Source organism: Enterococcus sp. DIV0755b, assembly GCF_051713765.1.
Lineage (GTDB): Bacteria > Bacillota > Bacilli > Lactobacillales > Enterococcaceae > Enterococcus_C > Enterococcus_C canintestini.
In genome coordinates this window covers 1,998,856-2,011,888 of record NZ_JBIOQN010000001.1, presented here as the reverse complement: position 1 = coordinate 2,011,888, position 13,033 = coordinate 1,998,856, and the positions used below count along the sequence as shown (strand labels likewise).

The following is a 13,033-nucleotide window of genomic DNA, read 5'->3' as shown; positions in this document are numbered from 1 at the left end:
ACAGGAAGTGGTCTGTTACCAGAAAATGAGCAACTGATGCCTACAACTAGCCAGACGTCAACTCTCAATCGTCAAGACACTTCTGATGAGCCAACAAATCAGACAGGAACGACTGCGAGTGAAGATGAAGAAAGCCCACAACAAAGTTTAAAAAAGCGCGAAGCTTTAAAAAAAGAGTTGGCAAAATTAAATTATGCAGGTAAACAAACTATCACAATCAACAAAGGACAGCCGACATTTACAAAAGCTGAATTAACGACAAAAAATGGCGCCTGGGAAAAATATTACCCATTGGATACATTAAATCGGGCTACAGGGGCAGAAGCATTACTAAATCAAAGTTTGATGCCAACTGAAAAGCGGGGCGATATTTCTAAAGTGAAACCAACAGGCTGGCGGAATAAAAAAATTGGCGGCAGCTATTTGTATAATCGTTCCCATTTGATTGGCTTTGCCTTAGCTGGTGAAAATGCCAACTGGCAAAATTTAATCACAGGTACGCGTCAATTAAATAATCCAGAAATGCTACGTTTTGAAATGGATATTAAATATTATTTAGAACAAGATAAAAAACATTTTGTGCGTTATGAAGTGACACCAGTATTTCGTAACGACGAACTTTTAGCGCGTGGCGTGCATTTAATGGCACAATCGGTGAATAGTGATGCGATAAAAATAAATGTCTATATTTTTAATGTTCAAGCAGGAGTAAAATTGAATTATCAAGATGGGTCAAGCCAAATTCTTGATTAGACACCGGTAAGATAAAATAAACAAAATACCCAAACTATCAAATGACGATAAATTTTTACAGTCGCAAGGATAGCTTGGGTATTTTTAATTTAAGGCTAAGAGATTATTTGCTTTTTGATAATGATTGAGTTGTTCATCTACTTTGTCTAAGCGACGGGTGATGCGCTGTAGTAACTCTTTTGGTGCTTCATTTTTTTCTTGCATTCTTTTGGCAAGGAGTAAAATACACCGTTCTTTATCCAAACGATTTTGCGTGTGGTATAAAGTAGCAACACGCTCGATGTATTCATAGCGTTGGTAGTGGGTCGCCTCACATAAGTAGATGAGTAGATCCTCGGCTTGATCATATTGTTTTAAGTAAAAGTAATTTAAAGCTTCGCGATAAAGTTTCAACTCAAAATCTTCTTTATCAGCGTTAAAAGGATGATTTTCTAACCATTCTTTGACTGAAACTTTCCGTAAAATTTGGCCATTATCGTCTTTTACAATGATTACGGGTTGTTGTTTTTGTTGGCTTTTTTCAATTGGCATATTTTCACCTCCTAGTCCATTATTCATAACAAAAGTAATTATAAAGGAAAAGGATTAAAAAAAGTGTTCATATTCTTTAAAAAGATTGTCATAATTAAAATTTTAACTATTTCTTAAGCGGAAAAAATCGACTAAACGCGAAATGCCTAAAACAACAAGCACACCTCCAAAAATTTGGAAAACAAGTAAGACACTGCGGAAAGGATTGAACAGTAATAAAGCACCTACAATCATTAATAAGATGCTAAAAACAAACCAACCTGTCCGGGCTACACCATCTTTTTTCAGTTGTAGTTCTTGAACTAATTGTGTGATACCGCTAATTAAAATAAATAGACCCAAGAAAACAGGAATAATAGAGACGAGTCCTTTAGCAAAAATTAAAATTAAAAGAGCCGCCACTAAAAGTAAGATACCAGTTGTTAATTGTGAACCTGAATACCCTTGCTTTTGCGCGCGATAATGGTTAAATAGGTTAATTGCGCCCATAATAGCAAAAAAGGCAGCGAAAATGTAGACAATCATATTGAAAAAAGGTTCTGGCTTAATTAAAATCAAAATCCCCAAAATACCATAGGCAATCCCACTTAATAAAAAATTCTCACGAAATGTTTTAAAAAAATTATCCATTATAAAAACCCCTTTTCTTCTATTCTCTTTTTTATTGTAACGAAAAGTGACGAATAAAGGAAATAGTAGGTTTAGTTGAGGTGGATAAAGTTAGAGGACTTCAAATTGGGCTACCAATCTTTTTATGGTAAGATAAATGAGAGAGGAGGTAATTATAGTGACGACATTTACCATTTTACTGTTTGTTTTTGTGGTCGTTTTATTTGCCTATTTGTTTTTGATCGAAAAAGAAATTGTTTTTAAATCACGCCGCAAATCCACCAGTTTTTATCTCATTTTATTGTTAGGCGTGGGAACGATTGTCATGGTTTTATTAAATCCGACAACTTTAGATGAAAATATGCGCAGGATATTGGCGGGACTGATTATTTTAAGTTTTTTAATGGACGCCAAAGGTTTTGCAGAAAATCATATTAGTGTGAATGCGATGGATAAAAAGGGAATTCCTTATAGTGAAGTGGAACGAATTGTTTTGTTAAAAACAAAAACTCAAGTGAAAGTTAATTTCTTTCGCCGCGGAATGCGCGGGCCATTGTTTGTGTTAAATGAACCGTTAGAAGAAATTGTTGAGTTTTTAGCAACGCATTTAAAAGAAGGTACACCCATCGATATTTTATTAGACGAAAAAAAATAGACTAGTGCCAAACGATCCGTTTAGCACTAGTCTATTTTTGTATTCAAATTATTTAAAAGTTAAGAAACGTTCGTCGTCACTTAAGAAATCTTTTTCGCCAGCTTCAGCTTCTTTTGAGCCAAATACTAATTGTGAACGTAATTGCCAGTTGGCAGGAATATTCCATTCTTTAGCAACAGCTTCATCAATAACTGGGTTGTAGTGTTGTAAGTTAGCACCAAGACCGGCTTCTTCTAAAGCAGTCCAAGTGTTAGCAGTAGCAATACCATTTGATTGTTCTGCCCAATCTGGGAAGTTGTCAGCATATAATGCAAATTCTTCTTGTAAGTTTTTCACTGTATCCGTATTTTTAAAGAATAACACAGTACCAAGGCCTGCTTTAAAACCAGCTAATTTAGCTTGTGTATTTGGAAAAGCTTCTGCAGGTGTTAATGGTTTTAATGCTTCTTCAGTCATTTCCCATAATTTTTCATGTGCGTCACCAAATAAGATGACAACGCGAGGAGATTGTGCGTTAAATGCAGTTGGGCTATATTTTACTGCTTCTTTAATAATTTCTTCGATCTCTGTTTCCTTAAGGTTAACGTTACGTCCTAATGCGTAGATTGAACGACGATTTTTGATTGCTGCTAAAAAGTTTGACATGTAATAACCACCTTTTTTTATTAAGTAACAACGTTAGTATACATACTTACATTTAGTTAGTAAAATAATATGCTCACTTAAATTTTTCTTATTACTAGTCGCAAATTTTGGTGAAAAAAAGAGTCTATGGTAAAATTATAGTACGAAACTTGAGGAAGAAGGATAAAACGTTTGAAAAATAAAAATTATGAATGGCTGAAATCAGCGCTTTTTTTAATCGGCTTAGTTGTCATTTTAGTAGCAGTGCGTTTATTTATTTTTACTCCCGTTGTAGTAAAAGGAGATTCAATGGATCCCACACTACAAGATGGCGAACGGGTCATTGCTTTGTTAAATACGAAGGTAAAACGTTTTGATATCGTTACTTTTCCAGCTCCTGATGAGCCTGATAAGTACTATATTAAGCGGGTGATTGGGTTACCAGGAGATGAAGTTAGCTACCAAAATGATCAACTGTTAATCAATGGTAAAAAAGTAGCCGAACCTTATTTGGAAGAATACAAAAAACAGTTGTCTGATGGTATGCCACTAACATTAAGCCCAAATCAAGAACCGAACTTTAGTTTTGAAAAAGTGCCGGCCGGTAAAATTTTAGTCTTAGGAGATAATCGTCGTATTTCAAAAGATACGCGTTCGATTGGATTCATTGATGAAAAGACGGTTTCTGGTGATGTGAAATTTATTTTTTGGCCCTTAAAAGAAATAGGTTTTATTAACAAGTAGTTATGAAATTAAAGCAAAATAAAAGTTGACGATTGACGCGATCCGTTCAATTTGTCGGCTTTTTTTTGTTATACTATGATAGTACCTGTACTAGGATAACTTCAACTTAATGCAAGAAAGGAAGTTTGAGATGACGTTACAATTTTTAATTGGTAATGGTGCTTTGGATCATCGCCAAATTTATATAAAAAAAGCGCAAGAGTGGCTCAGTCAAGATGAAGAAAATCAGGTTTTCTTTCTGGTACCTAACTATAATAAATTTGAACAAGAACAAGAAATTTTAAAGGCTTTAAAACCAGCAGATGTAGTATCATTTTCGACTATTCGCGCGCAAGTCTTTAGTTTTTACCGCTTGGCGTGGTTTTATCTGCAAAAAACAGGCCAACTGGCTAATCAAACATTATCTGAAGCAGGTAGTTTGATGCTTTTGCAAAAGGTATTAGAAGAAAGTGAAGAAGAGTTATTACTTTATCGTGGCGAAGTAGAAAAAGCCGGATTCTCCGCTAAATTATTAGGGTTATACCAAGAATTACAGGTGGGAAATTTAAAACCAGCAGATTTAGTAACTTCATTATCAAGTCAGGGTCAGCAGGCAAATGCCGATCAAACGTTAAAATTCGCGGAATTGAGTTTGGTGTTGAGTCGTTATGAAAACGAGTTAACAAAACGCCAACTACAAGTGGTGGATCCACTGGCTTTATTAACTGATTATTTTCAAGCTACAACAACTAATGGTCTTTTTGAAGCCCCTGATTTAACCAAAACCTTATTTATTGCCACCGACTTTCAAGAATTATATGCCCAAGAGCGCTGTCTATTGACGACATTGGCGCAAAAAGGGCACTTGTTGATGGATTTAGTTTTAGATAAAGCTTATGTAGAAACAGCGCCAGAAGTACTTGATTTATTTTACGATACTGGGAAAATTTACTACCAACTGTTACATGCGGCCCGCGAAAACGGCACAAAAGTATTAGTCGATTTAAAAGCTGCTCAAAAAAAGGAAGCAACTTTGCAAATTCCAGTTGAAGAATTTTGGCGTCAAACGCAAAACGATGGCAGTAAAGCTGTGGCTGCATTACCCAAAGAAAATATTCATCTTTTTCAGGCGTTAAAACCAACTGATGAAGTGAATCGTCTTGCGATTGAAATTCGTAAACTGGTTGCAAGTGGAAATTATCGCTATCAAGACATTCAAATTTTAACCAATGATTTAGAAACTTATGGGCACTTAATTCCACCGGTCTTTCGTGAATTTGAGATTCCTTTTTATTTGGATCAACAAGTTTCTATGGCGCAACATCCATTGGTGGAATTTTTACAAGCGTTGTTTGCTTTAGGGGAGTACCATTACCGCTTAAGTGATATTATGCGTCTATTAAAAACGGAATTGTTTATTCCAGATTATTTTTTTGAAAATACCACAACGGGTCTACAAGATTATCGTAATATTGTAGATCAGACGGAAAATATTGCTTTAAAGTTTAACTTTCAAGGGAGTTTTTGGACACGAGCAGAAGATTGGCAGATTGTTCAATATGATTTTGAAAATGAAACACAAGAAGATGTGGATGAATTAACCACTAATAGTAATCGTTTGCGGCAAGCTTTTTCTCAGCAGATTGGTGGATTTTTACAACGACTTGAAAAAAGTCGGACGGCAAAAGAAGCCGTAGTCGCCCTTTATCAATTTTTAATCGCTATTAAAGCAGATGTACGCGTTAAAGAATGGCGTGAAAAAGATATTGCCAAAGGAAATTTAGAATTGGCCCGCAATCATGAACAGACTTGGTCGGCTTTAATGGCTTTAATGGATGATTATGTAGAGATTTATGGTGAGGATCCATTTAATTTAGCTAATTTTAGTTTACTTTTTACTACAGGTTTAGAAAATACTTTTTATGGAAAAGTTCCTTCTGCAATAGATCAGGTGCAGCTAAATCAATTAGGCCTCGCTCGGATTGGTCAAGCTAAAATTACTTTTGCCATTGGCTTGAATGATAAAAATTTTCCTGCGCCAGTTTCAGATGATAGCTTATTAACTATTGAAGACAGAGTCGTTTTAAATACTGCTTTAACTACTGACAAACAGTTGCGGGATTTAAGAGAAGAAAGTGTTTCAAAAGCTCCTTTTGTCGCCTATAAAGTTTTTTTATCTGCTTGTGATGAACTTTTTTTAAGTTACGCTATAAATCACGACACGGAGCAAAATTTACGTATTTCACCATATCTCCAACGTTTTGTTACGCGCGGCAATCTAGCTGTAGTGGCGCTAGAGGAATTGTCAATTACCAGTGAACCGGAAAATTTTGTGGCGACGTATCGTAATTTAGTTGGGCAATTAAATTTATTGTATCGATATGCAAAAGATGAGAATTTATTGCTAAGTGCAAAGTGGCGTACCTTAGAAAAAATGTTATTGGAGTCGACTTATCATAATCTGGCACAGCGAGCTTTTGAAAGCCGTGATTATGTGAATCTACCGGTTACATTACCTAAAGAAGTCGCTGAAAAACTGTATGGTAAAGATTTATATTCCTCAATTTCACAAATGGAAAGTTTCTATCAGTGTGGCTATCGTTATTTCGCCAACTACGGATTACGCTTAAAAGAACGTGAGCTTTTCGGTTTAGATTCATTGACAACGGGTACATTGTTCCACGATGCGCTAGATCAATTTTTACAGGCAGTTTTTTCCAAACAGAAATTATTAGTCGAATTAGACGAACAAGAAGCACAACAATTAATTGATACAGTTTTACAACAAATCTTTGCCGAACCGCGCTTTATGATTTTAAAAAGTTCAGCGCGTATGCATTATTTGCGTTACCGTTTGGCAAAGACAATTAAAAAAGTGGTTTGGGCGCTACAAAAGCAAAGTCAGCGGACTAAAATGACACCTTTGGCAACGGAAATCGTTTTTGGTCAATTGGCCGGGACAAATGGTATCAAAGGAATCGAGGAGCCTTTATCAACTGGCGGCAAATTAGCGGTGCGAGGAAAAATTGACCGTCTGGATATCGCTACGACTTCAGAGCATACTTGGCTTGGGGTAATCGATTATAAATCTGGTGCCAAAGACTTTAATTTAACTGATGCTTACTTCGGTTTAGCGATGCAATTGTTAACTTATTTAGATGTTGCATTAGTGAATGCGGCGGAATTAGTAGGAAATAAAAATGTTAAAGCAGCAGGCGCTTATTATATGCGAATTCAAGATCCGGTTTTAAAAGCAGAAGAGGCAAGTTTAGCTGAAGTTTTAAAAGCATATAAATATAAAGGAATTTTCTTAGAAGACAGTGAACTCTATCCTTTATTTGATGAGACATTAGCGGTAAAAGAACGCTCTGTCATCTATCCAATCTTAAGTAATAAAGATGGTGTATTAAATAAAGAAAGTAATTCAAAAGCATTTTATAAAGAGGATGATTTAACGTTATTGCGCCGTCATAATCGCAATTTAATGAAAAATGCAGCCGAAAACATCGTGACAGGACAGATTACTTTAAATCCTTATAAAAAGAGCAGTGGGGAAAAAGCGTGTACGTTTTGTCCATTTCGAAGTTTATGTGGTTTTGATGCTATGTTAAAACAAAATGATTACCACGAAATTCCAACTTTAGCAAAAGATGAAATTTTAAATGAAATAAAGGAGGAAAACGGCGATGTCTAAAATAAACCCAATTATTCCAGTGCGACCAGAAAATGAACGCTTTACTGATCGTCAGTGGCAAGCCGTTTTTGATGGTGGAAATAACTTATTGGTTTCCGCTTCAGCAGGATCAGGCAAGACCACGGTTTTAGTCAGACGAGTGATTGAAAAACTGAAAAGTGGCAGTGATATTGATCGTTTACTGATTGTTACTTTTACAGAAGCTGCGGCAAGTGAGATGAAAGAGCGGATTGAAAAAGCATTGCGCCAAAGCATTAATGAAGAAGGAAATAGTCAACTGCGCGCGCATTACGTCAAACAACTCGTCCTTTTACCACAAGCCAATATCTCGACACTGCACGCTTTTTGTATGACTGTGATTAAACGATTTTATTATCTCATTGACTTAGATCCGGTTTTTCGCCTGTTAAGTGATGAAACGGAAAAATTGTTATTACAAGAAGAAGTTTGGACGCAATTAAGAGAAGACTATTATGCCAGTGATGATGAAGTGTTCTTTAAATTAACGGAAAATTTTGGTAGTGATCGGTCTGACGAAGGTCTGACGGATTTGGTTATGCGTTTGTATCAATTTGCTTGTGCAGCACCTGATCCTAATGCGTGGCTGGAAAAATTGTCGGAAAATTACCAGGCAAAAGAGGGGTTCCAAAATACTGCCTTATACCAAGAAAACATTAAGCCTGCTGTATCGGCAGAATTAGAGTTAGCGCGAGTAAACTATGCTAAAGCTATTGCTATGTGCCAAAATGAAGAAAAACTCTTAAAAGACTTGGAATTGTTAACGAATCAATTAGATCAAGTAAACCGGCTATCTACAGCTATTTCAAATGATGATATGACTGCTCTTTTTGCTCAAATGGAAGGCTTGGATTTAAAAACGAATATTCGAAAAAAAAGAGGAGAACTTGCTGAACTTTCCGTTAGTGTAAAAGAATTACAAGCAACCGCCAAAGAAAGTGTCAGTCAAGTTACGACATATTTTCCTTATCCAGAAGCGGTTATGAATGATTTGTTGGCTAAATCTTATGATCTTGTCGTAAAAATGAGTGAGGTGACAAAAGCGTTTAGCCTCGCTTACACGCAAAAAAAATTAGCGAAAGGCGTATTAGATTTTAACGATTTAGAACATTATACGTTAGCAATTTTGGCCTCTCCTCAAAGTCCAGCTGCCAATTATTACCAAGCTAAATTTACTGAAGTAATGGTTGATGAATACCAAGACGTCAATCGTTTGCAAGAAGCTATTTTGAGCTATGTTAGAGACAATACCGAAAATGCTGGGAATATGTTCATGGTCGGAGATGTTAAGCAGTCGATTTATGCTTTTCGTTTAGCAGATCCCACTTTATTTATCGAAAAATACAATAGCTATCACCACGAAGATAATGGACGGCGAATTGTTTTATCAGAAAATTTCCGTTCCCGTAAAGAAGTCCTAGATTTTACTAATTTAGTTTTTGAGCAATTAATGGATGAACGCGTCGGCCAGATAAATTATGATGAAGCCGCGGCGTTAGTCGCAGGTTTTCCTAACTTTCCTGCCAGTGAGGCATTTCAGACGGAATTACTTATTTTTGAAAAAGGTGGCAAAGAGGATGTTAAACATTTTGAAACGCGCCAAGCTGGTGAAATCCAATTAACTGCCTTGAAAATAAAAGAGTTAATGACGCAATCGTTTGAAATTTATGATAAAGAAAAAAAACAAATGCGTCCGGTAGAATATGGGGATATCGTTATATTAACTCCCACAAAAGGGAACAATCAGATAATTGTGGATACTTTTTATGAGCTCGGGATTCCTTTAGAAATTACGGATGCAGAAAGTTATTTCCAAACCACAGAAATTCAAACAATTACTAGTTTGTTAAAAATTATTGACAATCCTTATAATGACATTCCACTAGCATCAGTTTTGCGCTCGCCAATTGTCGGTTTATTAGAAGATGAATTGGCACAAATTCGGTTGCAAAATAAAACTGGTTTTTATTATGAAGCTTTAAGAGATTATGAAAGTTACGGTACCAATGAGCAATTAAAAGCTAAAATACAAGTCTTTTTAGCACAGTTGGAAAGCTGGCGGGCTTTTTCAAAACGCAATGCGTTACCTGATTTGATCTGGCGTCTTTATGAAGAAACGGCTTATTTAGATTATTGTTTAGGTTTACCAAATGGTATCCAACGTCACGCAAATTTAATTGCTTTAGTTGAGCGGGCAAAAAATTACGAAAAAAGTAATTTTCGTGGCTTATATCAATTTATTCGTTTAATTGAAAAAATGCAGGAAAAAGATTTGGATTTAGCCGAACCTGCTACAAAATCAGTGGAAAATGCAGTACGGGTGATGACAATCCATGGTAGTAAAGGATTAGAATTTCCGCTTGTCTTTTTATTGGATATGGCCAGAGATATTAATCGCCTTGATTTTAACCGTAATTATATTTTTGAAGAACATTTGGGAGCCGGCATTAAATACATTGATCAAATGCGTCAAGTGAGTTATGAAACAATGCCCTACCAAGCGATAAAACAAGTCCGTTTGAATAAAGCTTTTTCCGAGGAAATGCGCAAACTGTATGTCGCTTTAACGAGAGCAGAACAAAAATTGTATTTAGTTGGCTCTTATGAAAGTAAAGAAAAGACCTTACAAGCCTGGCAAGGTGTCCTTACGCAAGAAAGTCGCATCTTAAATCCCGCATTACGCTTAAAGGGAAGCCATGTCTTACTAAACTGGGTTGGCATGACTTTGATGCGTCATCCCGATATGGAAGCTATTTTTACTGAGGCCAAAGATCGTAGTTATACTGTGGAAAGTCCCGCGCATTTTACTATTCAATGGTTTGACCAAGAAGATGTGAAAAACTGGCGAGAAAACTACGAAAAGCTAGAAAATTCATCTGTTGGAATTCCTGAAGAAAATCTTTCATCAGATATAACAAGAATAAAGGAGCGTTTAGATTTTATTTATCCTTATGAAAAAGCAACCCAAACTACTAGCTATCAGTCAGTAACCGAAATTAAGCGCGTTTTTGAAGATCCTGATAATACACAGGAAAATCGCTTGGATTGGCAAAGTAATTTGGAAAAACAACAGACAGTAAATCGTTATACTGCAGAAAGTTTAGCAGTGCCAAAATTTGTGGCAGAAACCACGCAGGATGCTGCCAGTGTTGGAACGGCTACCCATACAGTTTTACAATTATTAGAACTTACACAAACACCGACTGAAACAACATTAGAGCAGTTTATTGCAAAATTAGTAGCTAACGGAATTTTAACCACGGAATTAGCACAAGAGGTTTCCATACCAGATATTCTTTGGTTTTTTAATACGCCATTAGGACAAGAGTTGCTCAGCCAACCTGAAAAAGTTCATCGGGAAGAACCGTTTGCCATGTTGCAAAAAACGACAACAATTTTTAAAGATTACGATAATAGTGTCGATGAATTGTTAATTCACGGTATTATCGATGGCTATGTATTAGATGATGAAATTTTACTTTATGATTTTAAAACGGATCATTTGTGGCAAGGCAATGAAGCCGAATTGGTAAATCGTTATCAAGGGCAAATTAATCTTTATCGTCAAGCATTGACAGAAACTTATCAGCGCCCTGTTACAAAGAGTTATCTAATTTTTTTAAAGGGACGTAAAATAATTTCACTTTTGTAATCTTTTGTGCTTACAAAATGTAAGAAGCGTGCTATAATGTGACAAAAGAGGTGACCGAAAGTGGAACAAGTTGTAGAAACTGAATTTTGTTTGTGTCCAAAATTTGAAAAAGCTTTTTCAATTTTGGGAAAGAAATGGAACGGTTTGATTCTCGATGTATTATTAGAAGATGGGTCCCAACGCTTTGTTGATCTGGCAAATAAAATTCCCGAAGTAAGTGATCGGGTTTTAGTGGAACGTTTGCGAGAATTAGATGCTGAAGGTATTGTTGAAAAAGACGATAACTTATATCAGTTAACTAAAAAAGGCCGCGATTTAGAAACTAGTTTAATTGCTGTTAAAGATTGGGGCAATAAATGGATTGATGCTTCAGAATGCAGTTGATTTTCAGACAAAAGTTTTGTAAACTAAATACAATTAAATAAAAAGCAATGATGGAAACAAGTAATTTGGTTGATACGAAAAAAGGGAGACCTGTCATAGACTGAAAGCAGGGGTCGTAATCGAAAAATGAAATTCACTTCCTAGCTTGCTTAGTGAGAGCTAAGCCGGTTGTCTAGCAATCGTTATTAAAATAAAGTGCGTTGATTTTTGACGAATTAGGATGGTATCGCGAGACCTCGTTCCTTTAGGAATGAGGTCTCTTTTTTTGATAAAATAAAGATTTTCTTAGGCTTTAAGCTTAAATAAAAAATGAGAAAGTCTTTTCATTAAGGAGGAACAAGAATGTCATTACAAGCCAAGTTGGAATCATTGAAAAATGAAACTATGGAAAAAATTGACAACGTAAGTGATTTACAAGCGCTAAATCAAATTCGGGTAGAAACGTTAGGGAAAAAAGGCCCGATTACTGAAGTATTGCGTGGAATGAAAGATTTATCAGCCGAAGAACGTCCCAAAGTGGGAAGTTTTGCTAATGAAATTCGTGATGCATTAACAAAAGCCATTGAGGCGCGTAAAGAAGTATTAGAAGAAGCGGCATTAACTGCTGCGCTTTCAAAAGAAAGTATCGATGTTACTCTACCGGGACAACAGATAAATAAAGGAAATCGCCATGTTTTAACCCAAATTATGGAAGAAATTGAAGATATTTTTGTCGGTATGGGGTATCAAGTTGTCGAAGGTTATGAAGTTGAAAGTGACCACTACAACTTTGAACGGATGAATTTACCAAAAGATCACCCAGCCAGAGATATGCAAGATACATTTTATATTTCCGATGATATTTTAATCAGAACCCATACTTCACCAGTTCAAGCACGGACAATGGAAAAACATGATTTTTCTAAAGGACCGTTACGAATGATTTCTCCAGGAAAAGTTTTTCGCCGTGATACTGATGATGCTACGCATAGTCATCAATTCCATCAAATTGAAGGTTTAGTTGTTGATAAACACGTTACGATGGGGGATTTAAAGGGAACTTTAGAGGTAATGATGCAAAAAATGTTTGGGGAAGATCGCAAAATTCGTCTGCGTCCAAGTTATTTTCCTTTTACCGAACCTTCTGTAGAAGTGGATGTAAGTTGCTTTAAGTGTGGCGGTGCGGGTTGTAATGTTTGCAAATATACTGGCTGGATTGAAATATTAGGCGCTGGTATGGTTCATCCAAACGTTTTAGAAATGTCTGGAATAAATCCAGAAGAATATGCTGGTTTTGCTTTTGGGATTGGACCAGATCGAGTTGCGATGTTGCGCTATGGTGTCAACGATATTCGTAACTTCTATCAAAATGATCTGCGCTTTTTAAGTCAATTCAAAGGAGAGTAAAAAT

10 protein-coding genes are annotated in these 13,033 nt (G+C 36.0%); 7 read left to right on the top strand and 3 right to left on the bottom strand.

Going from position 1 to position 13,033, the window contains the following annotated elements; all coding sequences use genetic code 11:
• The first annotated feature begins 36 nt into the window (after positions 1-36).
• Positions 37-753, top strand: coding sequence for a DNA/RNA non-specific endonuclease (locus IGI65_RS09630; RefSeq protein ID WP_438774434.1), 717 nt, complete (start codon positions 37-39; stop codon positions 751-753).
• Between the two features lie 84 nt (positions 754-837).
• Here the strand turns inward: IGI65_RS09630 and IGI65_RS09625 are convergent, their stop codons facing one another.
• Complete coding sequence (locus IGI65_RS09625) at positions 838-1,284, bottom strand: hypothetical protein (RefSeq protein ID WP_438774058.1); 447 nt, start codon at positions 1,282-1,284, stop codon at positions 838-840.
• A 102-nt stretch (positions 1,285-1,386) separates the two neighbouring features.
• The gene (locus IGI65_RS09620) at positions 1,387-1,914 is read right to left on the bottom strand and encodes an HdeD family acid-resistance protein (protein ID WP_438774057.1); all 528 of its coding nucleotides are present in this window, start codon (positions 1,912-1,914) and stop codon (positions 1,387-1,389) included.
• Between the two features lie 157 nt (positions 1,915-2,071).
• Here IGI65_RS09620 and IGI65_RS09615 point away from each other — a divergent pair, with 157 nt between their 5' ends.
• Positions 2,072-2,548 carry a hypothetical protein gene (locus IGI65_RS09615; protein ID WP_438774055.1) on the top strand — a complete coding sequence of 159 codons (477 nt, stop codon included), beginning with the start codon at positions 2,072-2,074 and terminating at the stop codon, positions 2,546-2,548.
• 48 nt (positions 2,549-2,596) lie between these two features.
• On the opposite strand, the gene IGI65_RS09610 is transcribed toward IGI65_RS09615, so the two are convergent.
• Complete coding sequence (locus tag IGI65_RS09610) at positions 2,597-3,193, bottom strand: nitroreductase family protein (RefSeq protein WP_071863887.1); 597 nt, start codon at positions 3,191-3,193, stop codon at positions 2,597-2,599.
• A gap of 171 nt (positions 3,194-3,364) precedes the next feature.
• On the opposite strand from IGI65_RS09610, the gene lepB reads away from it, so the two are divergent.
• The 5 genes from lepB to pheS all read left to right on the top strand — a co-directional run bounded on the left by lepB (position 3,365) and on the right by pheS (position 13,029).
• The gene (gene lepB / locus IGI65_RS09605; RefSeq protein WP_071863888.1) at positions 3,365-3,916 is read left to right on the top strand and encodes a signal peptidase I; all 552 of its coding nucleotides are present in this window, start codon (positions 3,365-3,367) and stop codon (positions 3,914-3,916) included.
• 130 nt (positions 3,917-4,046) lie between these two features.
• Positions 4,047-7,589 carry a PD-(D/E)XK nuclease family protein gene (locus IGI65_RS09600; RefSeq protein ID WP_438774053.1) on the top strand — a complete coding sequence of 1,181 codons (3,543 nt, stop codon included), beginning with the start codon at positions 4,047-4,049 and terminating at the stop codon, positions 7,587-7,589.
• Positions 7,582-11,259: a helicase-exonuclease AddAB subunit AddA gene (gene addA, locus IGI65_RS09595; RefSeq protein WP_438774052.1), complete on the top strand. Its 3,678-nt coding sequence runs from the start codon at positions 7,582-7,584 to the stop codon at positions 11,257-11,259. Before IGI65_RS09600 ends, addA begins: the two co-directional genes overlap by 8 nt.
• Before the next feature lie 60 nt (positions 11,260-11,319).
• Positions 11,320-11,643, top strand: a complete 324-nt coding sequence (locus IGI65_RS09590; protein WP_071863891.1) for a winged helix-turn-helix transcriptional regulator — start codon at positions 11,320-11,322, stop codon at positions 11,641-11,643.
• Positions 11,644-11,985: 342 nt separating this feature from the next.
• On the top strand, positions 11,986-13,029 hold the full coding sequence (gene pheS, locus IGI65_RS09585) for a phenylalanine--tRNA ligase subunit alpha (protein WP_412257169.1): 1,044 nt from the start codon (positions 11,986-11,988) through the stop codon (positions 13,027-13,029).
• Positions 13,030-13,033 lie beyond the last annotated feature (4 nt).